Here is a 21,691-nt window from a genome sequence, read left to right as displayed (position 1 = left end):
CGGTGAGCGCGGCCGGCGGCCCGTCACCCGCGGGGGAGCGGGAGCCGTCCGGCGCGGCGGCCCCGGCACAGGTCCCGCCCGGCGGCGGCCCCGACCGGCCCGTGACCCCGGCCATGCCGCTCTGGCGCCGGGGACCGTGGATCGCGGCCGCGCTGCTCAGCGCCGTGCTGCTCACCGCCGTGGTGACCTGGAACGTGCGCGGTGCCGTGGATTCCCCGGGTCCGGCCGCCGAGGAGTCCGCCGAGCCCCGCGAGCCCGCCCCGGACGACGACCGCATGCTGTTCTCCGCGGAGTGCGCGGATGTGATCGCCTTCGGGCAGCACGACGACTGTGTGCGCGAACTCCAGGAACTCCTGGCCGGGCACGGCGCCCGGATCGGCATCGACGGCCAGTTCGGCCCCGAGACGCTGCGCCGGGTGCAGGCCTTCCAGGTGCTGGCCGGGCTGGAGGCCGACGGCATGGTCGGCGACGCCACCAAGGAGGCGCTCTACAGCGCGGACGTCTCGCTGGCCACCTGGACTCCGGAGCAGGTCACCGAGCGGATCCGGGAGGTGTTCACCGAGGAGCCGGACCTGGCCGTGCGGATCGCGGACTGCCAGTCCTTCCTGGACCCGCTGCACATCCTGGGCAACACCGACGGCAGCCGGAACTGGGGGGTGTTCCAGATCTCCGACGCCAGACTGCGCGATCTGCGGGCCACGCCCGAGGAGGCACTGGACCCGGAGTGGAACATCGAGGCGGCGTACCGGCTGTGGGCGCAGAACGAGGACTTCAGCCACTGGCCGCACTGCCTGGCCGCCGCCCAGGAGCCGGACGAGGAGTGACCGGCGTGCGGGGCCGGGGACACGCGCCGGCCCCGGCCGCCCGGCCGGGGCCGGCGCGTGTCCCCGGGCACCACGGGCTGCGGCTCACCCTCGCCTGAGGGGCCCCGGTCTCCGGGCTCAGTTCTGTGCGGGGGCGGTCCAGTCCGCGGGGATGCGGCCGAGCCGGACCCGCTGGGGGTGGTCGCCCACCGGGACGGAGGCGATCCGCTCGCCGGTGGCGAAGTCGATGGCGGTCACCCGGTCGGAGCCGCTCTCGGAGATCACACAGGACCGGCCGTCGCCGCTGACCGTCGCCCAGTACGGCTTGTCCGCGCCCACCAGCGGCCCCTCCTGGAGCGTCGCCCGGTCCACCACGGTGGCGTAGTCGTCCATGGTGCCGGCGACGCAGAGCTTGCTGCCGTCCGGGCTGATCGCCATGCCGTGGTGGCGCGAGTCGTTGACCCAGGTGGTGCGGTCCTCGTCGGTGTCCGGGCCGGCCGGCAGGGTCTTGACCCGGGTGATGGTGTCCTCGGCCACGTCGTACTCCAGGAAGCCGTTGAAGAAGGACACCTGGAAGTAGAGCCGGGACTCGTCGGGGGTGAAGACGGCCGGGCGCACGGCGTCGGAGAGGTCACGCCGGCCGAAGGCGTCCAGCCGCTCGCGCATGTCGATGATCCGCACGGTCTCGAAGGTCTCGGCGTCCGCCACGGTGATCCGGCGGTCGCCCTTGGTCCAGTCCAGCCAGGGCGCGTCGAGTGCGGTGGTGACCTCGCCGATGGACATGTTCCACAGCAGGCCGTCGGAGGTGAAGACGTTCTCGTGCGGCTTGTCGCCGGTGGCGAACGAGCCCAGCTCCCGGCCGGTGACGATGTCCAGCACGTGCACGGTGTTGGAGGTGGAGGCGGACACGGCGACCCGGGTGCCGTCGGGCGAGACCGCCATGTGGTCGGCACGGAATCCGGAGACCGGGAAACGCCAGTTGATCCGGCCGGTGGCGAGGTCGAGGGAGACCACGTCGGCGAAGCTGGGGCGGGAGACGACCAGCGCGGAGCCGTCGGGGGTGGTGTACATGTCGTCCACGAACTGGTCGTGTCCCTCGCCCGGACCGAGGCGGATCCCGAGGAAGTAGACCAGCTTCACCGGGTTGAGATAGATCTCGGTCAGCCGCTGCTGCTTGTCCGGGATCACATTGATCCGGCCGATCCTGGCGAAGTCGCCGTCGGCCTCGATGACATCGGCGGTGCCGTCCCAGTTGTTGCCCACGAACAGCACCTCGCGCAGGGACTCCGGCCGCTGCTGCTCCGCGGCGGCGGCCGGCGGTGCGTGCGGAGCGGCCACCGCGCCGGTGGCGGCCAGGACGACGGCGGCGAGGGTGCCCAGGGTTCGGGGACAGGGGACGCGGCGGTGGCCGGGCATGGTCATTCCTCTCCGGAGCGGGCGGCGGCGGAGCGCTCTCGCGCGCGGGTGAGCGGCATGAGGGGGGCATGCCAACCAATGGCTACTCGAAAGTAACAACACCCTCTGCCCCCGGCAACCCCCGCGGAACGGGCCCGTACCGGGCGCCGCCCGGAGTCCCGCCGGGGCGTTGCCGGGGCGTTGCCGGGGCGGAAGGGGGGCGGAAGCGAACGGAACGGGCGGGGACGGCGGGATGCCGGCCTGTGGTCAGTGCCCCGTGGTGTCCGGGCGGAGTTCGACCAGCGGGACGCCGTGGCACCGGTCCGCACCGAGGGCGCGGTAGTCGGCGGCGGTGCGCGGGCCGTGGCCGACGGCCTTCATCAGGCGGGCGGCCAGCCGGGGATGGCGGTCCGCATAGCCGGCCAGCCGCCGCCCGGACTCCTCGGGCGGCAGCGGCACCGCCGTGCCGGTGTACCGTCGCCGGCCCACCTGGTAGCGGACCCGGGGCGTGGCCAGCACATTGCGGAACCACTGGGACCGCCCGCCGTAGCCGGAGGCGATCAGCAGGCTGCCGGGTTCCCGCCCGCGTTCCACCACCTCCAGCACCACCTGCCGCGGCTGCCCGCTCACCCGCCCGGTGTGCGTGAGCAGCACCATGCGTCCGCCGAGCAGACCGCCCAGCCCCATCCGGTACAGCGCAACGGGGGCGCGCAGCACGGCACGGCGCAGACCGCCCCTGGGCGGGCCGCCCCGCAGCGGGTTGATCAACTGTCGGCTCCTTCCGGAAGCAGATGGGCGAGCAGCAGCTTGACCGCGAGTACCGGGGCCACCCAGCCCAGATGCGGCCCGGCGTCCGGCGGCACCAGCAGCAGGACGGCCGCCACCAGGGCGGCGGCCCCGTGCGCCACCGGGCGGCGCAGTGCCGGCGGCGCGCCCGTCACGGCCACCGCCGCGGCGAGCACGGTGCCGTAGGCGGCCGCGGCGGCGGCCCAGCCGTAGCCGGGAACGGCGAGCGCCAGCACGAACGGCTGCCCGTGCGCGGCGACGAAGGCCAGGTGGTGGCGTGCGCCCCGCCCGGGCCGGTGCCACCAGCGGCGGGCCGCGTCGGTGGCGTTGGCCGCCGCGCCGCCGAACAGGTCCACCGCCACCAGCGCCACCACGGCGTACTGCCACCAGCTCCAGCCGGCGCCCTGCCAGGCCGGCCATCCCGTGGCCAGCAGTGCCCCGCCGGCGGCGGTGGCGGCGGTGACGGTCCGCTCGCCCGCCGAGGCGCCGGGCCCGACCAGCAGACCGGCCGCGCCGGGCCGGGCGGCGCTCACGACGGCTCCCCGCCGGCCGGGACCAGCAGCCGCAGCAGCGGCTCGGTGAGCGCGGTCAGCTCCACGGAGGGATCGACCAGCCACTGGAGCAGGCAGCCCTCGATCGCGCCGACCAGTACCGCGGCATGCTGCTCCGGAGCCACCGGAAGTGCCGCGCCGTCCCGGGCCGCCTCGGCCAGCAGCGCGGCCACCGCCCCCCGGTACTCGCGGTAGAACGCGGCCAGGTCCAGCGGCTGCGGCTGCCCGGCGCGGTCCGCGGACCAGACGTCCAGCAGGACCAGGGCCAGGTCCCGCTCCCGGGCCAGCAGCGCCATCACCGCCCGCACCATCGCGGCCAGCCGCCCGGCGGCCGGGCCACCGCCGGCCACGGCCTCCTCCAGCACCTCCGCCGAGCGGGCCGCCAGCCCTTCGAAGGCCGCGCGGAGCAGCTCCTCCCGGCTGTCGAAGTAGAGGTAGACGCTGCCCTTGGCGACGCCCGCCTCGCGTGCCACGTCCTCGATCCGCCCGGCCGCGAAGCCGTGCCGGGCGAAGACCCGCACCGCCGCGGAGAGGATCGCCTCCCGGCGGGCCGTCCGGTCCACCTGCCTGGGCCCCATGCTGCTCCTCCCGTACATGACTGACTGGTCAGTCATTATAGCGCCCGGGGCGGACGGGCCCCCGGACGGCAGCCACGCCTCGCGCACCGGACTGCTCGCCACCGCCCGCCGCACCGCCGGCCCCGGTGCGGCGATCACCGTCCGCCGGCGGCGGCGCCGCCCCCCGGCTCCGCCCCGGCGGGCGGTGATCACCCATGATGGGGACGGAGCCGGCCCCGGCATCCGGGGCCGGAACACCGAGCCACCGCGCAGGAAAGGAACTCTCATGGACGAGCAGGGCGAGCGCTTCGACGTCGTGGTACTCGGAGCGGGCCCCGGCGGGTACGTCGCCGCCGTCCGCGCCGCCCAGCTGGGCAAGCGGGTCGCGGTCGTGGAGGAGAAGTACTGGGGCGGCGTGTGCCTGAACGTGGGCTGCATCCCGACCAAGGCCCTGCTGCGCAACGCCGAGCTGGCGCACATCTTCACGCGGGAGGCCAAGACCTTCGGCATCCGGGCCGAGGGCCAGGTCAGCTTCGACTACGGCGAGGCGTTCCGGCGCAGCCGCCGGGTCGCCGACGGCCGGGTCAAGGGCGTGCACTACCTGATGAAGAAGAACCGGATCACCGAGTTCACCGGCCGGGGCAGCTTCCTCGACCCGCACACCCTCCGGGTGGCGCTCTCCGACGGCACCGCACGCACGCTCCGCTTCGACAACTGCATCATCGCCACCGGCGCCGCCCCGCGGCTGCTGCCGGGCACCCGCCGCAGCGAACGGGTGGTGACCTACGAGGAGCTGATCCTCACCGAGGAGCTGCCCCGCTCCGTGGTCATCGCGGGCGCCGGCGCGATCGGCATCGAGTTCGCCTATGTGCTGCACAACTACGGGGTGAAGGTCACCCTCGTCGAGTTCATGGACCGGGTGGCCCCGCTGGAGGACGCCGACGTCTCCGCCGAACTCGCCCGCCAGTACCGGAAGCTGGGCATCGACGTGCTCACCTCCACCCGGGTGGACACGATCGACGAATCCGGTTCCCAGGTCCGCATCGCGGTCACCGGCAAGGACGGCGCCCAGCAGGTGCTGGAGGCCGACAAGGTGCTCCAGGCCATCGGCTTCGCGCCGAATGTCACCGGCTACGGCCTGGAGAACACCGGGGTGCGGGTCTCCGAGCGCGGCGCCATCGAGGTGGACGGCCGCTGCCGCACCTCCGTCCCGCACCTCTACGCCATCGGCGATGTCACCGCCAGGCTGATGCTGGCGCACACCGCCGAGGCCATGGGCGTGGTCGCCTCCGAGACCCTGGCCGGCGCCGAGACCATGGAGCTGGACTACGTGATGATCCCGCGCGCCACCTACTGCCAGCCGCAGATCGCCAGCTTCGGCTGGACCGAGGCACAGGCCCGGGAGCAGGGCTTCGACGTCAAGGTGGCCACGTTCCCCTTCACCGCCAACGGCAAGGCGCACGGCCTGGGCGACGCCACCGGCTTCGTGAAGCTGATCAGCGACGCCAGGTACGGCGAGCTGATCGGCGGCCATCTGATCGGGCCGGACGTCACCGAACTGCTGCCGGAGCTGACCCTGGCCCAGCAGTGGGACCTGACCGTGCACGAGGTGGCCCGCAATGTGCACGCCCACCCGACCCTGGGCGAGGCGGTCAAGGAAGCAGTCCACGGCCTGGCCGGCCACATGATCAACATGTGAGGAGGCAGGGGCGGGCCGCCGGTGGTGCGGCGGCCCGCCCCGCCCCTCGCTGGTTCGCCCCCTCGTTCTTCGCCATGGTTGCCCCCCCAGCCGTGCTCCGGGAACTGCCGCGGTGCGGCGTTATGGCCATGCCGGCGGGGAGGGCCGCACTTCTCCGACGGGGCCGTGGGACGGACGTCCGCCGTAGTGCCGGCTGCGCACGTCGGGTCACCCCGAGTGGACCGGTGCCGTGGATATCACTGCTCCATTCCGGCACCACCCGGCGGTCCGCACGGGCGTGAGCCATGCCGTCGCTCACAGTGAGAACGTCATCAAACCCCCACTCACCGGGAGCAACCACCCATGACGTTCAATCCCCTCGAACAGCGGGGAATCCCCCTGGACCGCCAGGTGCGGAACTGGAGCGAGCTGGCCGTCACCCCGATCGACCCCGACCACTGCGACCCCTACACCCGCTGCCGCATCATCACCATGAACGGCATCGAGACCGAAGCGGTCATGTTCAGCCACCACATGGCACGCCACTGCCCCGATCCGGAAGTCAAGCGGCAGCTCGCCGAGGTGCGCTACGTCGAGGCCCAGCAGCAGAAGGCGGTCAACTGGCTTCTGCCGGGCGTCTCCTCGGTGCTGGAGACCACCATCGCCTACGAGCAGGTGGCGGTGGACCTCACCGCCTGGGTCGCCCGGATGGAGCCCGACCCCTACCTGAAGCAGGCGTACCAGTTCGGCGTGCTGGAGGACTTCGACCACCTCTACCGGTACGCCAACCTCTACGAGATGATCGAGCACCGCAAGGCGGAGGCCATCGTCGACCAGCTCACCGAGGTGATGCCCGGCCGGCCCACGGTCCGGCACCACCGCCACCCGGCCGACAACGTGCGCGACCCCTACGACCGGCAGCGCGCCGACCCGCTCTCCAAGCTGCACGCGCTGACCATCATGTCCGCCGAGCAGCAGACCATGAACTTCTACATGAACGTCGGCCCCACCTACATGGAGCCGATCGCCCGGGAGCTGTACCAGGAGATCGGGCTGATCGAGGAGGAGCACGTCACCCACTACGAGTCCCTGGTGGACCCGGGTGAGACCTGGTGGGAAATGCTGGTCAACCATGAGTACAACGAGTGCTACCTCTACCACTCGTTCATGGAGCAGGAGCCGGATCCCAAGGTGAAGGCGATCTGGGAACTCCACCTGAACATGGAGCTGGAGCACCTGCGCCTCGCGTGCGACCTGATGCGACGGCACGACGGCCGCGACCCGGCGGAGATCCTGGCCCCCGAGTTGCCCAACGTGCTCACCTTCGAACCCAACAAGCAGTACGTCCGCGACCTGATCGCCGAACAGCTCGACCTCACCACCCTGGGCGCCGGATACGTCCGCGAGGCCCACGAGCGGTTCGAGCGCATGCAGCAGCAGCTCAACGGCGACGGCGCCCCGCCCAGCGAGCGCGTGATCGCACAGCACCAGGAGCTGTTCAACCGCGAGTACCGGATCGAGAGCGAGGGTTCCCACCCCGTGCCCGCGCTGCGCGAGCAGTACTGACCCTTCCCGCACCACGGCCCAGGAGCATGAAGATGACCCAGACCGAGCCCGGACAGGACCCGGTGCGCGACAGCGGCCGGACCAGCGCCGGCGCGGAGGAGGACGTGGTCGCGCTGCTGATGCGGCAGCACGGCGACATCCGCAACCTCTTCGACGAGGTGGAGCGGAGCGAGGGCGACGCCCGCCGCGACGCGTTCCACCGCCTGGTACGGCTGCTCGCCGTGCACGAGACCGCCGAGGAGGAGACCGTCCACCCCTACGCCCGCCGCGCCGTGGCGGGCGGCGAGGGCGTGGTCGCCGACCGGCTGGAGGAGGAACGCCGGGCAAAGGAGACACTCGCCCGGCTGGACGGCATGGACACCGACGATCCGGCCTTCCTCCCCGGGCTGCTCCAGTTGCGCACCGCGGTGATGGAACACGCCCGCGCCGAGGAGCGCTACGAATTCACCCACCTGCGGCGCACCGCCGACCCGGGGCGGCTGGCCGCCCTGGCCAGGGCGGTCCGCGCCGCCGAGGCCACCGCGCCCACCCGCCCCCATCCCGGGGTGGAGTCCGCCGCCGCCAACCTGGCGGCCGGACCGGTGGCGGCGGTCGTCGACCGCGCCCGGGACGCCGCACGCCGGGCGATGGACACCGGTTCCTGAGGACTCCGGGACTCCCGGCTCCCGGTCCCCCGGCGGCCGCCGTCCCGGGTCCGGCGCGGCTCCCCGCCGGACCCGGGACGGAACCGTGCCCGGCTCAGGGCCAGGACGGCTCGTTGCGCGGCACCACCACCAGCTCCGGCACGCAGCTCCCGGCCGGCACCGACAGGGCGTACAGCACCGTGTCGGCGACGATGTCCGGGCTCTGCAGCTTGTCCAGATCGGTGTCCGGGAACCGCTCGGTGATGAACGGGGTGTTCATGCCGCCGGCGATCACGCCGGTGATCCCCACGCCCAGGCAGTCCCGCTGGGCCTCCTTGAACAGGGTGTGGGTGAACGCCCGCAGCCCGTGCTTGCTGGCGGCATACGGACCGGCCTCCGTCCAGGTGCGGTTGGCCGCGGTCGACAGGATGTTGACGATATGGCCGCTGCCCGCCGCCACCATGCGGCGGTAGGCCTCCAGACAGGTGTACGCGGCGCCCAGCAGGTTGGTGGAGACGACCCGCGTGACCTCTTCCGCGGTCAGATGCTCCAGCGGTGCGGACACGTCCACGGCGGCGTCGTTCACCAGGATGCCGGGCGGGCGTCCGCGCTCGTCCAGCGACCGGAACGCGTCCGCCACGGCGCCGGAGTCGGTGACGTCCAGCTCCAGGAACTCCGCCTCCCGGCCCTCGGCCCGCAGCCGGGCGCAGACCTTCTCGCCCTGTTCCCGGCGGACGTCCGCCACCCACACGGCCGCCCCCGCGTCCGCCAGCCGCCAGGCGATGGCGGCCCCCAGTCCGCGCGCCGCCCCGGTCACCAGGGCGCGCCGCCCGCTGAGGTCGCATGCCACCGTCTTCTCCATGGGATTCTCCCTTCGGCCTCCGGAGTGCTGACCGCCGCCCGGGGTTGCCACCGGTGCCTGGCTGAAACACCGCCGCTCCGGGGCATCCTCCGGCGCGGGAGGAGAGGCGCGGGAGGGAGAGGAGAGGACCGGGGCCGCGCGCGGCTCTCCGTGCTACTCGTTGAACACCGCCTTGCTGACCTTGTCCGGCCCGCTGAATTCCTTCTCCTTCAGATGGGACAGCTTGTCGATGACGGCATCGTTCGCCTTCTGCTTGCGGGCGTGCTCGACGAGCTGGTCCCGCTTGGCCGGGTAGTCGACGCCGCTGAGCGCCTTCTGCAGGTCGATGGGGTTGATCGTGGCCATGGCTGTCCTCCGTGGGTTCTCCTCCGTGGGTGACCGTGGGTGACGGCGCCGCCGTGCGGCGGCGCGGCCGCCCCGCTAGGTCCTGGTGTCCGGCTCGTGGCGCCGGGTGGCGAACTCCTTGTGGCCGTTGGGACAGGCGGGGATCTCGTCCCCGGCGTCCACATGGACCTTGGCGCTGCATTCCGCGCAGAAGAAGTCGCCGGTCTTCCGGGCCTTCTCACCGGCCTTCGCGGTCATGGCAGCGGTACCTCCCGTCTCCGCCAGGTTCCGGTGCGGCCTGCCGGGTTCCCGCCCCGGGCCGCCGGTAACCGCCGTCCGGACCGCTCGGGACGGTTGCCGCCGGGAGCCGGGGATACCCGGCCGTCGGCATGCCGGCCGGCATGCCGACGCATGCGGACACGCAGAGGAGGGCCCGCCATGACGGTTCCTGAGGAGAACCGGCGCAAGAGCCAGAAGACCCAGGACGTGCTCACCCGGCCCGGGAAGATGCAGCAGCAACGGGAGCAGCAGCAGGAGAAGGAGCGGAAGCGGGAGCGGGAGGGCGGCCGGCGGGGCTCCGCCGGGGAGGAGGGCCTGCGGGGCCGTGCCGTACCCGAGGCGCCGCCGGCCGGTGAGCAGGCGGAGCCGGGCGGGACCGGCACGTCCGGGGGCGAGCCGCCGGAGCAGGAGCGGGGCTGATCCGGGGCCGGGAAACCGCCCGCCCGAGGCCGGCGCCGCGGGGTTTCCCCCGGCCCGGGTGGGCACCCGGGGGCTGAGTGAGCCGCTGCTCAGGGAGGTGGTCCGCATGGGCGGCCACAAGACGAGTCCGCGACGGCACGCGCGTCCCCGTACCCGGCCGCCGGCGGCGGCGTCCCCCGGGGTGCGGGCGCCGTTCCCGGAGGAGCGGGGGTCCCCGGAACGGCCCGGGGTGGTCCAGGGGCCTCCGCCGTCCGAGCAGACCGTGGTGCACCCGCCGGCCCTGGGCCTGCGTGACGACGTGATCGGCATTCTGCTGATGATCGCCGGTGTGTGGCTGTTCTTCGCACCGTGGCCGCTCGGCTACCCGTTCGCCGACGGGGCCACCGACGCCCACCTGGTGGAGAGCATCGTCGGTGTGGTGGTGTTCCTGACCGGGCTGGGACATGTGCTCTCCCGGGCCCGGGGCTTCTTCTCCGACATTGTGGTGATCGCCTCGGGCGCGCTGCTGGTCGGCGCCCCGTTCCTGTTCGACTACGGCAGCGGCCCGGACCTGGACGTGGCCCGGGTCAACGCGGTGTCCGTGGGGACGGTGCTGATCCTGCTGGGGCTGTTCAGCTTCGCGTTCGGCGCCCGGGCCCGCCGCAGGCGCCACCGGGCCCTCGGCCGGAGCCTGCCCGACGACCGGTGACCCCCCGCGCCGCGGCGGGCCCGCCGGGGGCCCGCCGGCGCGGCGTCACTGCTCGTCCTCGGCCTCTTCCTGCACCGCGCGGGCGAGGTCGTCCTTGTTCATCCGGGACCGGCCCGGGATGTCGTGCTCCCGGGCCTCCTCGTACAGCTCGTCCCGGGTCATGCCCGGGGCCGTGGCACCGCCGGCCGACGGCTCGTACTCCTCCAGCGCCTCCTCGCGGCGTTCGCCGAACTCCTCGGCCAGCTCGGCGAGGCGGTCCCCGGTGACGGCGTCCCGCAGCGCGGGCAGCACCTCGGACTCCTCCTTCTCGACGTGCTGGGTGACCGCGCCGACGAGCTGGTCCAGCAGGTCGTCGAACGCACCGCTGTCCGGGCCGGCCTCCAGCAGCCGGTGGATCAGCTCCTCGGCCTCCTGGTGCTCCTCCTCGCTGTGCTGGACCTCCTGCTCCTCGCCCGGCACCTCCTTGGCGATCACCGGGTAGACCCGCTCCTCCTCGGCGCGGGAATGCGCGATGAGCAGCCGGGCGACCTCCTCCATCAGGGCCGCCCGGTCTCCGCCGCCGTTCTTCAGCTGTTCGAACAGATCCTCCACCCTGCGATGGTCGCGGGTGATCAGGTCGATGACGTCCGCCACGGTCGGTTCCTTCCTCTCGGCCGCGCGGCCGGGTACCCCGGGGGCCGGAGCGAAACGCGGCCGTACGGGTGGCGGCGGGCCTCCCCGGCCCGGACTTCGCGCGCGGACTGTGCCGGCGGTCCGGCGACCGCCTCACCGTCCAGGCCCGTCCGTCCGGACCGCGGTGACCTCACCCCGCGGCCGGAACGGGTGGCGGAGGCCGGCCGAGCGCAGGGGCCGCCCCGTGCTCCCGACCGGTACCGGTGACCGGTACGGGCCGGGCGCCGCCGGGGGGAGGTGGTGGTGGGCGCCTCACCGTGACAGCCGTGGGGGATGGCTCTCCTGTCGGCGCCCGGGTGGGCCGGTCCCCCCGGCGGCACCCACAGCTTGCCGGGCCGCCGCCGCCCCGGGCATCGGTATCCGCCCCGGATCGGTATGCGGATCCCGGCCGCCGCCGGCGGCCCGCGGGTCTCGGTATACCTACGCCCGGCCGCCGGTGTCCTCCGGCCGGCCGGCCGGGTCCGCCTCGCGCGTGCCGCGGGCCCGGGGCCCGGGCAGCTCGTGCGGCGGCGGGATCTCGGTGCGCGAGCCGATGCCGAGCTTGGCGAGGATGTGCTCCACATGGGCGTCCGCCGTCCGCTTGGAGATCACCAGCCGCTCGGCGATCTCCCGGTTGGACAGCCCGCGGGACACCAGCGCCGCCACCTCCCGTTCCCGCGGTGTCAGCACCCCGCCGGCGGCGCGCACGCCCCGGGCCCCCGGCACGCCGGGCGGGGCGCCCGCGGACGGCGGCAGCTCGGCGTCGGCGCGCACCGCCTCCAGGATCTCCGTGCCGGACATCCGGGCCCCTGCCCGGCGCCACCGCTCGAACTCCTCCGGCCCCAGCGCGGCCCGCACCGCGGCCTGCGCGGACTCGTGCTCCTCCAGCAGGGACGGCAGCATGGCGACCGGGTCGCCGCTCAGCCGGCGGGCGTTCTCCGCGTAGCCCAGCAGCCAGCCCGCCCTGGCCCATCGGCGCTGCCGGGCTGCGTGCCAGGCCAGCACCAGGCAGGCCAGCGCGGCCACCAGCACCTCGCCGACCTCCGCCGCCGCCTCCAGCGCCTGCCGCGCCGGACCGGCACTGGCCTCGTGCTCGCCCGCCAGCCAGCGGATCACGCCCTGCACCACCAGCGTGGACCCGTAGAGCTGCCGCTCCCCGGTGCCCGCCAGATGGTCCAGGCCGGTCGCGCACAGCTCCAGCGCCCCGGCGGGGTCGCCCAGTACCGCCCGCAGCAGGGCCGCCTCGTAGTGCACCACCGCGATGCCCAGCCCGTCCCCGGCGGCCACGATGCGCTGCCGGGCGTCCTCCAGCTCGGCCAGCCCTCGCTCGGTTTCGCCGCTCAGCGCGGCCATGGCCCCCAGATAGGCGTCGGTGAACAGCTCCACCCGCCGCTCGCCGCACCGCCGCGCGGCCTGGCGGGCCTGGGGAAAGCACTCCAGAGCCGTCTCCAGATCCGCCGTCCACACCGCCGACACGCCGGTCATGAACAGCCCCCAGGCCCGCTCCGGACAGTCCTCCGGCACCAGCGCCAGCCCCTTGCCGATCCAGAACCGGCCTTCCGAGAGCGTGCCGGCCGCCCGCCAGAACGGCGCCAGCAGGGCGGCCAGCCACAGGCCCTCGGCGGCCCGGCCGCCGTCCGCGAAGGCGTGGCCGAGCGCGGCCCGCAGATCGGCGACCCGGGCGCGCAGCGCCCGGTGCAGCCCGACCTGGTCCGGGGTCAGCAGCCCGTCCCAGAACCGCTGCCCCAGTTCGCGGACGTACGCCAGATGACGGTCCCGCACGGCTTCCGCGCCGCCCGAGCTCTCCAGCCGGTCCGCCCCGAACTCCCGGAGGGTGTCCAGCATCCGGTAGCGGGCCTCCTCGCCGGCCACCCGCTGCACCACCGACTTGTCGACCAGCCCGATCAGCGTCTCCAGCACCTCCACCCGGGACAGTTCGCCGTCCGCGCACACCTGCTCGGCGGCGGTCAGGTCGAAGGGGCCGGCGAACACGGACAGCCGCGCCCACAGCAGCCGCTCCCGCGGCGTGCACAGCTCGTGCGACCAGCCGATGGCGGTGCGCAGTGTCTGGTGCCGGGTCAGGGTGCCGCGCTGGCCGCCGGTGAGCAGCTCGAAGCGGTGGTCCAGCCGCTCCGCCAGCTCGGCCAGCGGCACCGCGCGCAGCCGCACCGCGGCCAGCTCCAGCGCCAGCGGGATGCCGTCCAGCCGGCCGGCCAGGGCCCGCAGCGGCTCCCGGTTGGTCCCGGTCACGGCGAAGTCCGGCACCACGGCGGCGGCGCGCTGCGCGAACAGCTCCACGGCCTCCTCCGGCTCCAGCGGCGGCAGGTGCACGCAGTGCTCGCCGGGCACGTCCAGCGGCTGCCGGCTGGTGGCCAGCACACTGACCGCCTCGGCCTCGCGCAGCAGGATGTCGCAGAGCATCCCGCAGGCGTCGGCCAGGTGTTCGCAGGTGTCCAGCAGGATCAGCAGGCGCCGCCCGCGCAGGTGCGCCACCAGGGCGTCGATCGTCGCCATGCCGGACTGCTCGGGGAGTTCGAAGACCGTGGCGAGGGTGGCCGGGACCAGTTCGGGATCGCGCAGTGCCGACAGCTCGGCCAGCCACACGCCGTCGGGGAACCGCTCGCGCAGCGCGGAGGCGGCCCGCAGCGCGGTGCGGCTCTTGCCGACCCCGCCCGGGCCCACCATGGTGACCAGCCGTGACCGGTCCAGCGCCGCACAGAGCAGTTCCAGTTCCGCTGCGCGGCCGACGAAACTGGTGCGTTCCACGGGGAGCACCCCGCCGCGCCGCTGCCCGAACCCGAAACCCATGTGGCATGCACCCCCGTGACCGGTCTCCGGCGCACCGCGCCGCGCGGGGCCGTCCGTCCCAGCGTGGCGCAGGGCGGCGGGCGCGGTCCCGGCAGTGCGTGCCATTCACCCGATCGTGGGCAACGGGTTTGCATACGCCGGGAGTTCAGGGCAGCGGGCGGATGGTGACGCCGCCGTCCAGCCGGTGCCGGAGCGGCCGCTGGCCATCCGGGCGTGCACGCCGGGCGGCGGGGCGCCTAGTCTGCCGCCCATGCCGGGCGAGAGTGAGCTGCGGAAACTGCTGAGCGGGATGCGCCCGTATCTGCACCCGGGCCGCTACGTGTTCACCACCTGCCGGGGCGGTGTCCCGCCCGGTGTCTCACCGGTGGTCACGGTGCTGGAGGAGGAAGGGCCGACCCTGGTGCTGCGGCAGGAGGAGGCCGAGGCGGTGGGGCTGCCGCACGACTTCACGGCGGGCTGGATCACGCTGCGGGTGCATTCCGACCTGGCGGCGGTCGGCCTGACCGCGGCCGTGGCGCAGCGGCTCGCCGATGCCGGGCTGAGCTGCAACGTCGTCGCCGGATTCCACCACGATCACCTGTTCGTGCCCTACGGCCGGGCTGCGGAGGCGGTGGCGCTGCTGGAGGACCTGGCCCGGCGGTCGGGCTGACCGTGCCGCGGCTCAGCCGGCGGCCCGCTCGACGGGACGGACCGCGAAGCCGCCGCGGCCGTCGAGGCGCACCTCGTGCACGGCGTCGAACCCGTCCCCCGTGCGCGGCATCCGCAGCCGCCGCAGGGTGGCGAACACCCCCACGTCCGGCACCCGCTCCCGGCCCTGCCGCCGCGCGTTGCGCCGCAGCGACCCCGTGACATCCGGCGGGAACCAGTACGCCACCGCCCGGGCGCCGTGGGCGCGGGCCGCGGCGATCAGCGGCCGCCACTCCTCCGGCGCCGGATTGGTGTTGTCCACCACCACCGAACGCCCCTCCGCCAGCGCCTGGCCGACCAGCCGCATCTGCCGCTCCTGGCGGTGCCGCGCCCGGCGGAACAGATCCTTGCTGACCAGGGTGTGGCTGCCGGAGAACGCCTGCCGGTAGAAGGTCGACTTGCCGGCGGCCTGCAGTCCGACGAACACCACCAGTTCGGGCCGGTCGGCCACGTCCACCGCCTCCTCGGTGCTCCGGCGCGGAACGGCTATTCCGCCATGTAGGTGCGCCGGCTCCACCGGAACACCCTGAGCAGGTGCCCCTCGTGCTCGACGGTCTCCGAGGTCGGCTCGAAGTGCTCGTAGGCGTTGCCGCACGCGAGTTTGAGCGTGGCCCCGGAATCGTCGGCACGGTGCACCCGCGGGACGCCGTGCAGCCGGTCCGGGCCGCCGCGCAGCAGGACGTTCGGCGGCCCCGGCCGGGAGGGCGGCGCGGGGGAGGGCGGCATCGAGGGGGCCGGAGAGGGAGGGGGCGGCGGTGTGGAAGGGGGTGTGGAACCGGGTGTGGAACGGGGTGTGGAACGGGGTGTGGAAGAGGTCATGGCGCATCACGCTCCTGTGTTCGAGGAGACCGCGGGCCCGTCGGGCCCGCCTCGTGCGCCGCTCGCGGACCGGCGGAGCCGCCGCCGCTCCGGGCCGCCGCCGGGCTACCGGGCGGCGGCGGCCCGGTCGCGGACCTCCTGGTAGCCGTTGCGCTCGTGGCGGATGCGGACCAGGGAGTCCACCAGGCGCACGAACTCCCGGTCGCCGCCGGCCAGGGAGCGCAGCGCGGCGGCGTCCTCGCCCAGATCCAGCCGGGCCGCCGCGTCCAGGGCCTTCTTGTCCGCGAACGGCAGCAGTTCCGTCCACAGCATCTGCGCCTCGCGCACGAAGGCGTCCACCACGGTGTCCCCGATCCGGGCGAAGTGCCGCAGCAGGGCCCGCTCGCGCTCCGGGTCGCGCCCGGCGTCCTCGCGCAGCTCGCCCAGGTCACCGCCGTGGTCCTCCTGAAGGTGCAGGGCCGCGTCCCGCAGTGCCGTGGTGATCCGGTCGCTGTCGCTCTCCGGACAGCCGGCGTCGGTGAGGGTGCGGGAGACCTCCGCCGGATCGGCCTGCACCATGTGCCCGGCCGTGGTCCACCGCTTCTCGCGCAGTGCCGTGAAGGCGCGGACGGCCTCCCCGGGCGCCTGCCGCGCGTCGGTCAGCGCCGCGAGCTGGAGAAGCTGGTACAGCGAGTGCGGCGCGGCATTGAGGTTGATCTCGGCCTCCTCGGCGAGGCTGCGGTGCCCGTACCGCTCCAGCAGTGCGCCGGCGATCCGTTCCCGCTCCGTGCGGCTCATGGGGTCCACCTCTCGGCCGTGCTGTTTCTCCGAGTGTGCTGGCCCGCCCCGGGCGCTGCCACCGGGCCGCGGGGAGGGGTCAGCCGGGCGGCGGGCACGGCACCGGACGCCCGTCGACCTCCGTGGTGACCGACCGGTGCGCGAAGCACAGGTGGCCGCCCACCCTGGTGGCCTCCTCCAGCGGTTCCGGGTAGCTCCAGGCCACATCGGCCTCGCGCCGCCCGCCGCCGTCCGAGAAGGACCAGTAGGACGCGGTGCCCTTGTAGGGGCACACGGTGCGGGTCGGGCTGGCGTCCAGCAGCTCGGTCCGCACGTCCTCGGGCGGGATGTACCAGCGGTTCGGCAGCCCGGTCTCGCTGAGCAGCATGGGGCGGTCGGTCACGGCCACCGGGACGCCGTCCACCAGCACCCGGGCCCGGCCGCTGGTGCGGCGCACGTCCACCCGGTGGTAGGGGTCCCGCAGATGGCCGTGCACCTGCTCGTCCTCGTCGTACCAGGCGTCCGCCGTGTTCCAGTACAGGGCGAGGTGGCCGCGCAGCCACTCGGCACCGCTGATCGGCTCCGGATACGCCCAGACGCCGTTCTCCGCCCAGCGGTCGCCGGCCCGGACCGACCAGTAGACCGCCCGTCCCTTGTAGGGGCAGTGGGTGGTGTGGTCACTGGCCCGCAGCAGACCGGCGCGCACGTCCCCGGCGGGGATGTAGAGCTGGGGCAGCAGACCGGTCTCGTGCAGCAGCTTGCCCTCCCGGGTGTCCGCCACCGTCTCCCCGCCGAGCACCGCCCGCACCCGGCGCGGGAAGCGCTGGAGGAACAGGCGGTGCGCCGGGCCGGACAGCTCGTAGTTGACGGACTGCACGGGTGCCGCGGACAGCGGGCCGTGGTCCTTGGTGAGGGTCATGCGGCACTCCTGTCTGGTTCCGGACGCTGCCCTGCCGCCCGCGGCGGGTGGCGGGCCGGGCCGCCTGCGGCCTGCATCCGCCGCGTTTCCCGGCCGCCGGGCCCGCAAACCGCGGCATCCGGCGTTCCTCCGGCGTTCGATCGCCTCTGGCGGGGTACGCGGGGGCGGTGCCCGCTTCGGGCCTTCGTCCCACCGCGACGGAAGGACAGGACGAGATGCGTTCCCTTGCCCGGGGGCTGGTGGCCGGCGCGGCCGGCACCGTGGCCCTCAACCTCAGCACGTACGGTGACATGCTGCTCCGCGGCCGTCCGGCGAGCGGCATGCCGGCCGAGGTCGCCGACCTGCTGGCCGACCGGGCGGGTGTCCCGCTCGGCGAGGAGCAGCAGAGGTCCAACCGGGAACAGGCCGCCGGGGCACTGCTGGGCTATGCCGCGGGCCTGGGTGTCGGCGCCGTCTACGGACTGCTCAGCGGGCGGCGCACCCGGCTCCCCGCGCTGGTGGCCGGGCCGGTGATCGGCGCGGCGGCCATGGCCGGGAGCGACGCGCCGGCCACCGCGCTGGGCGTGACCGATCCCAGGAAGTGGAACGGCACGGCGTGGCTGTCCGACATCGTCCCGCACCTGGCCTACGGCGTGGTCACCGCCGCGGTGTACCGGGCACTGCGCTGACCCGGGACCGGCGGCCGGGCCCGCCGGTCGGGATCAGGGCGTGGCGGGCTCGGGGGCGGTGAAGTGCTGGTTGCGGGCGGGCACGCCGATTCCCGGCCAGGTGAACGGGATACCGTGCGCGGTGTCCGGATCGGGGCCGTCCATGAGCTGGAAGTGCACGTGGGGCTCGGAGGAGTTGCCGGAGTTGCCGCAGCGCGCCAGCAGCCGGCCCGGGGACACCCGGTCGCCGGCACGCACGGCCAGCGACCCCCGCTGCAGATGGGCGTACAGGGCGTACACCCCGCCGCCCAGGTCGAGCACGAGGTGATTGCCGATCAGCCAGCCGGGGCCCGCGGTGTCCCGGAACAGGGACTCGGCGAACAGATAGGGCAGGGCGGGCCAGGAATTGCGGCTGAGGTGGTCGCGCCGCCAGTCCGTGGCCCGGACCACGGTCCCCTCGGCCACCGCCAGCACGGGAGCCCCGAAGGACGGGAAGGCGGGGTTGCGCCGGACCGGCGGCCACCAGCCGAAGCCGGGCCGGGCGCGGTCCTCCGGCTCGGCCACCAGGTCGATGGCGTAGGCCTGCCCGTAGGCCCGGGTGCCGTGGCTGGGCACCCGGTCGGCGGGGCTGCTGCCCGCCATCCAGCGCCCGGTGACCGGCGGGGCCACCTCCACCGGCCGCCGCTCCCCGGACGGCCGGGTGATCCGGCCGGCGGTGAACCGGGCGGCCAGCGCGGCGGCGATGAGCAGCCAGCCCCACAGCGCCGTGAAATCCGCGAAGAATCCGATGACGAGCTGGAGCAGGAAGGCCGTCCACGCCAGGCGGGAGAAGACGGTCAGGAACTTGGCCGTGGTGCGCATGGTGCCTCCGGGCGGTCAGGAGCGGGATGCGGCGAGGACGATCAGCAGCGGCACCACACGGGCGGCCGGGATCTCGTACCGGCCCCGGGCCGCGGCGTGCAGCCACCCCTCGGCGGTGAGCTGCCGCAGATGGTGGTAGATCTGGCCGGTGGTGCCGAGGTCCTCCAGCCCGGCGAGCGCGGCGGCGGTCCGCCGGCCGCCGGCGATCTCCCGCAGCAGCCGCATCCGCACCGGGTGCCCGAGGGCGGCGAAGGAGGCCGCCGCCTCGGACCAGTCGGCGTCCAGCAGGTCGTCCGTGGTCAGCCCTTCCTGCCACTCGAACTGCCCGCCTCCGGGGAGCCGGACGGTACCGGCGAACAGCACTCCTCCGCCGTCGGCTCCCAGCTCGGCCAGCCTGGCCCGGAGCCCTTCCAGGGCCCACAGCGCGGACTCGGCGCCGGGGGCCGGCCGCTCGCCGTGCCGGGCGGCCCGCTCCAGCGCGGCCAGGCGGTGTTCCAGCTCCGCGACCCGCTCCTCCAGATCCATGGTGGTGAAGATACGTAACTACGTAGTTCTCTGTAAAGCCTGCCGGGGCGGGCGCCCGCCTGCGGAGTGCTCCCCTCCCGGGCAGCCCGCTGCGGCCGGTCGCGGGGCACGGCCGGCGCGGGACGCCGCCGGTCCGCGCCGCGCCGGGCGGCCGGACCGAGCGCGTTCAGCGGTCCCGCCCCGGGCCGGTGGAGCTGCACCAACCCACCGCGCACCGGCCCCCGGCGGAGCAGCACGGCGGTGCGGGACGGCAGTCCGGTCACCGGCCGGGACCCGCGGTCCGGCACCGCGGCCGCCGACGCGGCGGCGTGTCGCCCCGGTGTGCGCCGACACACCGGTGAGGGGTGTTTAGCCTCGCTTGGCATGAATGTGCTGCGCCGAGTGAACTCCGTCCTCGGGGCCGTCACCGGCTTCCGGATCTGCCGGGCCGGGCCGGCCCTCCCCGCCCGCGGGGCGGCCGGCGGCACGGCCGGTCCGGAAGCCGGGGAGCGGCCGTGGGGCGGGCCCCCGGAGTACCGTCCGCCCGCCGACCCGGCCACCGACCGGCTGCTGCGCCGGCCGGTCTTCGTGCTGGCGGCGGAGTGCCCGGCCGCCGCCGCGCTGCGGCAGCGGCTCGCCGCCCACCCCCGGCTGCACGTCGTCTCCGGGGTGCGGCTGCGCCGGATCCGGGTGCACGTCCCGCCGCCGGGCGCCGAGCCGCCCGTGCCGGCCGCCGCCGAGCTGGAACAGCTCCTGTGGGACCGGGTGCTCCACCGCGAACTGGTCCGGTCCGGCCGGGACGTCCTGGTGGCCGCCGGACCCGGTGACGTCTTCGCCCACCGGCGGCTGGCGGTGTGCTGGCCGGACGCCCGCTTCGTCTTCCTGCTGCGGCACCCGGCCGCCGTGGCCGGGGACCGGTACGCCGCCGCGCCGGGGCAGGGCGGAAGGGAGCAGGCGGTCCGGGACACGCTGCGCCGGCTCGGCGCCGTGGACCGCGCCCGGCGGGCCCTGCCCGGCCACACCCTGCGCCACGAGGACCTGGCCGCCGATCCGGCCACCGCCCTGCGTGGCCTGTGCGACTTCCTCGGTGTGGCCTGGGACCCCGCCATGGCCGCCGCGGTCCCGCAGGGGCCGGGGCCGGCCGCCGCCGTGCCGGCCGACACCCCGGAGCCGCTGCGGGCGCTGTGCGCCACCTGGGGCTACCCCCTCCGCCCCGTCCCGGAGGAACGCCCGGCATGAGAATCCGCTACCTGCTGCTGCACGCCTACGGCGTGGGCGGCACCATCCGTACCGTGTTCACCCAGGCCAACGCCCTGGCGGCGGCCGGCCACGAGATCGAGGTGGTGAGTGTGGTGCGGGCCCGGGCCCGCCCGCGGTTCGCCCTCGATCCCCGGGTCCGCCTGACCCCGCTGACCGATCTCCGCGCGGAGCCGGCCCCGGTGCCGCTCGGTCCGCTCGCCCGCCGCCGGCTGCCCCGCGGCGCCCGGGCCGCCGCCCGTCCCATGCGGTACGTGCCGCGCGGCGAGGCCGGGCTGCGCCAGTACCACCGCGGTGTCGAACAGCGGGTGACCGGCTATCTGCGCGGGCTGCGGGACGGCATCCTGGTCACCACCCGGCCCGGGCTCAACCTGCTCTCCGCCCGCTTCGCCACCGGAGGGGTGGTGCGGGTGGCCCAGGAGCACCGCAACCTGGCCGGCCACCCGGGCGACACCCGGGCCGCCATCATCCGCCACTACCCGGCCTGCGACGCCGTGGTGGTGCTCACCGGCCAGGACCTCGCCGACTACCGGGCGATGCTGCCGCGGGCCCGGGTGGAGCACATCCCCAACGCCGTGCACAGCCTGCGGCTCACCCCGGCGGACGGCTCCGCCCGGGTCGTGGTGGCGGCCGGGCGGCTGCGGCGGCAGAAGGGCTTCGACCTGCTCATCCCCGCCTTCGCCCGGGCCGCCGCCCGGCACCCGGACTGGGAGCTGCGGATCTTCGGCGCGGGCGAGGACGAGCCGGTCCTGCGCGCGCTGACCGCCCGGCACGGCATGGCCGGCCGGATCCGGCTGCCGGGCACCAGCCACCGGCTGGACGAGGAACTGTCCAGGGCCTCGGTGTACGTGCTGAGTTCCCGTTACGAGGGGCTGCCCATGGTGCTGCTGGAGGCCATGGCCCACGCCCTGCCGGTGGTGAGCTTCGACTGCCCGACCGGCCCCGCGGAGGTCCTCACCCACGGCCTGGACGGCCTGCTGGCCGAGCCGGAGAACCCGGCCGCGCTCGGCGACGCCCTGGCCGCGCTCATGGCGGACGAGGATCTGCGGGCGGACATGGGCGATGCCGCGCTGACGACCGCCCGTGCCTACTCCCCGCAGGCCGTGGCCGGGCGCTGGACGGCACTGTTCGAGGACCTCCTCGCGGACCGTGCCCGCCGCCCCGCCCCCGCCCCGGCCGCCTGACCCCGCGCCGGACCGCGCCGGACTGCGCGGGACTGTGGGGACGCCGCGGGGCTGCGCGGCCGCCCC

At 74.9% G+C, this 21,691-nt stretch carries 25 protein-coding genes; 10 read left to right on the top strand and 15 right to left on the bottom strand.

All coding sequences use genetic code 11. From position 1 onward, the window contains the following. A partial coding sequence (locus GQS09_RS07960) for a peptidoglycan-binding protein (protein ID WP_207957567.1) occupies positions 1 to 824 on the top strand: 824 nt, incomplete at its 5' end. Between the two features lie 117 nt (positions 825 to 941). Here GQS09_RS07960 and GQS09_RS07955 read toward each other — a convergent pair. The 4 genes from GQS09_RS07955 to GQS09_RS07940 all read right to left on the bottom strand — a co-directional run bounded on the left by GQS09_RS07955 (position 942) and on the right by GQS09_RS07940 (position 4,113). Further along, positions 942 to 2,219 carry a YncE family protein gene (locus tag GQS09_RS07955; protein ID WP_207957566.1) on the bottom strand — a complete coding sequence of 426 codons (1,278 nt, stop codon included), beginning with the start codon at positions 2,217 to 2,219 and terminating at the stop codon, positions 942 to 944. A gap of 246 nt (positions 2,220 to 2,465) precedes the next feature. Further along, the gene (locus GQS09_RS07950; protein WP_243761208.1) at positions 2,466 to 2,966 is read right to left on the bottom strand and encodes a nitroreductase family deazaflavin-dependent oxidoreductase; all 501 of its coding nucleotides are present in this window, start codon (positions 2,964 to 2,966) and stop codon (positions 2,466 to 2,468) included. Continuing rightward, positions 2,963 to 3,517, bottom strand: a complete 555-nt coding sequence (locus tag GQS09_RS07945) for a hypothetical protein (protein ID WP_165985285.1) — start codon at positions 3,515 to 3,517, stop codon at positions 2,963 to 2,965. The genes GQS09_RS07950 and GQS09_RS07945 overlap by 4 nt, the downstream gene beginning before the upstream one ends. Continuing rightward, positions 3,514 to 4,113 (bottom strand): TetR/AcrR family transcriptional regulator, encoded by a 600-nt coding sequence (locus tag GQS09_RS07940; protein WP_165985284.1) that lies wholly within the window; start codon positions 4,111 to 4,113, stop codon positions 3,514 to 3,516. The genes GQS09_RS07945 and GQS09_RS07940 overlap by 4 nt, the downstream gene beginning before the upstream one ends. 265 nt (positions 4,114 to 4,378) lie before the next feature. Between GQS09_RS07940 and lpdA the strand changes: the two genes are divergently transcribed. The 3 genes from lpdA to GQS09_RS07925 all read left to right on the top strand — a co-directional run bounded on the left by lpdA (position 4,379) and on the right by GQS09_RS07925 (position 7,980). Continuing rightward, the gene (gene lpdA / locus GQS09_RS07935; RefSeq protein ID WP_165985290.1) at positions 4,379 to 5,791 is read left to right on the top strand and encodes a dihydrolipoyl dehydrogenase; all 1,413 of its coding nucleotides are present in this window, start codon (positions 4,379 to 4,381) and stop codon (positions 5,789 to 5,791) included. A 342-nt stretch (positions 5,792 to 6,133) separates the two neighbouring features. Beyond that, entirely contained in the window at positions 6,134 to 7,336 is a 1,203-nt protein-coding gene (locus GQS09_RS07930) for a hypothetical protein (RefSeq protein ID WP_165985283.1), read from the top strand. Between the two features lie 32 nt (positions 7,337 to 7,368). Then, complete coding sequence (locus GQS09_RS07925; protein ID WP_165985282.1) at positions 7,369 to 7,980, top strand: hemerythrin domain-containing protein; 612 nt, start codon at positions 7,369 to 7,371, stop codon at positions 7,978 to 7,980. Between the two features lie 94 nt (positions 7,981 to 8,074). Here GQS09_RS07925 and GQS09_RS07920 read toward each other — a convergent pair whose 3' ends face one another. The 3 genes from GQS09_RS07920 to GQS09_RS07910 all read right to left on the bottom strand — a co-directional run bounded on the left by GQS09_RS07920 (position 8,075) and on the right by GQS09_RS07910 (position 9,403). After that, the gene (locus GQS09_RS07920; protein ID WP_165985281.1) at positions 8,075 to 8,821 is read right to left on the bottom strand and encodes an SDR family oxidoreductase; all 747 of its coding nucleotides are present in this window, start codon (positions 8,819 to 8,821) and stop codon (positions 8,075 to 8,077) included. Between the two features lie 153 nt (positions 8,822 to 8,974). After that, a complete protein-coding gene (locus GQS09_RS07915; protein ID WP_165985280.1) occupies positions 8,975 to 9,166 on the bottom strand; it encodes a DUF2795 domain-containing protein in 192 nt (63 codons plus the stop codon). A gap of 75 nt (positions 9,167 to 9,241) precedes the next feature. After that, the gene (locus tag GQS09_RS07910) at positions 9,242 to 9,403 is read right to left on the bottom strand and encodes an alpha helical protein (protein WP_165985279.1); all 162 of its coding nucleotides are present in this window, start codon (positions 9,401 to 9,403) and stop codon (positions 9,242 to 9,244) included. Between the two features lie 180 nt (positions 9,404 to 9,583). Between GQS09_RS07910 and GQS09_RS07905 the strand changes: the two genes are divergently transcribed. Together GQS09_RS07905 and GQS09_RS07900 are read left to right on the top strand one after the other, a co-directional pair. Next, the gene (locus tag GQS09_RS07905) at positions 9,584 to 9,844 is read left to right on the top strand and encodes a hypothetical protein (protein WP_165985278.1); all 261 of its coding nucleotides are present in this window, start codon (positions 9,584 to 9,586) and stop codon (positions 9,842 to 9,844) included. Between the two features lie 106 nt (positions 9,845 to 9,950). Further along, positions 9,951 to 10,532: an SPW repeat protein gene (locus GQS09_RS07900; protein ID WP_165985277.1), complete on the top strand. Its 582-nt coding sequence runs from the start codon at positions 9,951 to 9,953 to the stop codon at positions 10,530 to 10,532. 45 nt (positions 10,533 to 10,577) lie between these two features. Here GQS09_RS07900 and GQS09_RS07895 read toward each other — a convergent pair whose 3' ends face one another. After that, a complete protein-coding gene (locus GQS09_RS07895; RefSeq protein ID WP_165985276.1) occupies positions 10,578 to 11,165 on the bottom strand; it encodes a hemerythrin domain-containing protein in 588 nt (195 codons plus the stop codon). A gap of 459 nt (positions 11,166 to 11,624) precedes the next feature. Beyond that, on the bottom strand, positions 11,625 to 13,991 hold the full coding sequence (locus GQS09_RS07890; RefSeq protein WP_165985275.1) for a LuxR C-terminal-related transcriptional regulator: 2,367 nt from the start codon (positions 13,989 to 13,991) through the stop codon (positions 11,625 to 11,627). Between the two features lie 250 nt (positions 13,992 to 14,241). Here GQS09_RS07890 and GQS09_RS07885 point away from each other — a divergent pair, with 250 nt between their 5' ends. Continuing rightward, positions 14,242 to 14,640: an ACT domain-containing protein gene (locus tag GQS09_RS07885; RefSeq protein ID WP_165985274.1), complete on the top strand. Its 399-nt coding sequence runs from the start codon at positions 14,242 to 14,244 to the stop codon at positions 14,638 to 14,640. Between the two features lie 12 nt (positions 14,641 to 14,652). On the opposite strand, the gene GQS09_RS07880 is transcribed toward GQS09_RS07885, so the two are convergent. From GQS09_RS07880 to GQS09_RS07865, 4 genes are all read right to left on the bottom strand, one after another. Then, on the bottom strand, positions 14,653 to 15,129 hold the full coding sequence (locus tag GQS09_RS07880) for an AAA family ATPase (RefSeq protein WP_165985273.1): 477 nt from the start codon (positions 15,127 to 15,129) through the stop codon (positions 14,653 to 14,655). 35 nt (positions 15,130 to 15,164) lie between these two features. Next, on the bottom strand, positions 15,165 to 15,404 hold the full coding sequence (locus GQS09_RS07875; RefSeq protein WP_165985272.1) for a DUF5988 family protein: 240 nt from the start codon (positions 15,402 to 15,404) through the stop codon (positions 15,165 to 15,167). Positions 15,405 to 15,602: 198 nt separating this feature from the next. Beyond that, entirely contained in the window at positions 15,603 to 16,274 is a 672-nt protein-coding gene (locus GQS09_RS07870) for a hypothetical protein (RefSeq protein WP_165985271.1), read from the bottom strand. A gap of 79 nt (positions 16,275 to 16,353) precedes the next feature. Beyond that, the gene (locus GQS09_RS07865; protein WP_165985270.1) at positions 16,354 to 17,172 is read right to left on the bottom strand and encodes a DUF427 domain-containing protein; all 819 of its coding nucleotides are present in this window, start codon (positions 17,170 to 17,172) and stop codon (positions 16,354 to 16,356) included. A 215-nt stretch (positions 17,173 to 17,387) separates the two neighbouring features. On the opposite strand from GQS09_RS07865, the gene GQS09_RS07860 reads away from it, so the two are divergent. Then, complete coding sequence (locus tag GQS09_RS07860) at positions 17,388 to 17,840, top strand: hypothetical protein (protein ID WP_165985269.1); 453 nt, start codon at positions 17,388 to 17,390, stop codon at positions 17,838 to 17,840. 33 nt (positions 17,841 to 17,873) lie between these two features. Here the strand turns inward: GQS09_RS07860 and GQS09_RS07855 are convergent, their stop codons facing one another. Together GQS09_RS07855 and GQS09_RS07850 are read right to left on the bottom strand one after the other, a co-directional pair. Further along, positions 17,874 to 18,680 (bottom strand): M23 family metallopeptidase, encoded by an 807-nt coding sequence (locus GQS09_RS07855; protein ID WP_165985268.1) that lies wholly within the window; start codon positions 18,678 to 18,680, stop codon positions 17,874 to 17,876. A gap of 15 nt (positions 18,681 to 18,695) precedes the next feature. Beyond that, positions 18,696 to 19,205, bottom strand: coding sequence for a helix-turn-helix transcriptional regulator (locus GQS09_RS07850; RefSeq protein WP_165985267.1), 510 nt, complete (start codon positions 19,203 to 19,205; stop codon positions 18,696 to 18,698). Between the two features lie 363 nt (positions 19,206 to 19,568). Between GQS09_RS07850 and GQS09_RS07845 the strand changes: the two genes are divergently transcribed. Both GQS09_RS07845 and GQS09_RS07840 read left to right on the top strand, forming a co-directional pair. Continuing rightward, on the top strand, positions 19,569 to 20,423 hold the full coding sequence (locus tag GQS09_RS07845; RefSeq protein ID WP_165985266.1) for a sulfotransferase: 855 nt from the start codon (positions 19,569 to 19,571) through the stop codon (positions 20,421 to 20,423). Further along, positions 20,420 to 21,625 carry a glycosyltransferase family 4 protein gene (locus tag GQS09_RS07840; RefSeq protein WP_165985265.1) on the top strand — a complete coding sequence of 402 codons (1,206 nt, stop codon included), beginning with the start codon at positions 20,420 to 20,422 and terminating at the stop codon, positions 21,623 to 21,625. Before GQS09_RS07845 ends, GQS09_RS07840 begins: the two co-directional genes overlap by 4 nt. Positions 21,626 to 21,691 lie beyond the last annotated feature (66 nt).

This window comes from Streptomyces sp. YIM 98790, assembly GCF_011421595.1.
In the GTDB taxonomy this organism is placed as follows: domain Bacteria; phylum Actinomycetota; class Actinomycetes; order Streptomycetales; family Streptomycetaceae; genus Streptomyces.
Note: the sequence above shows the minus strand (reverse complement) of the source record. Positions and strands in the feature narration are given on the sequence as shown.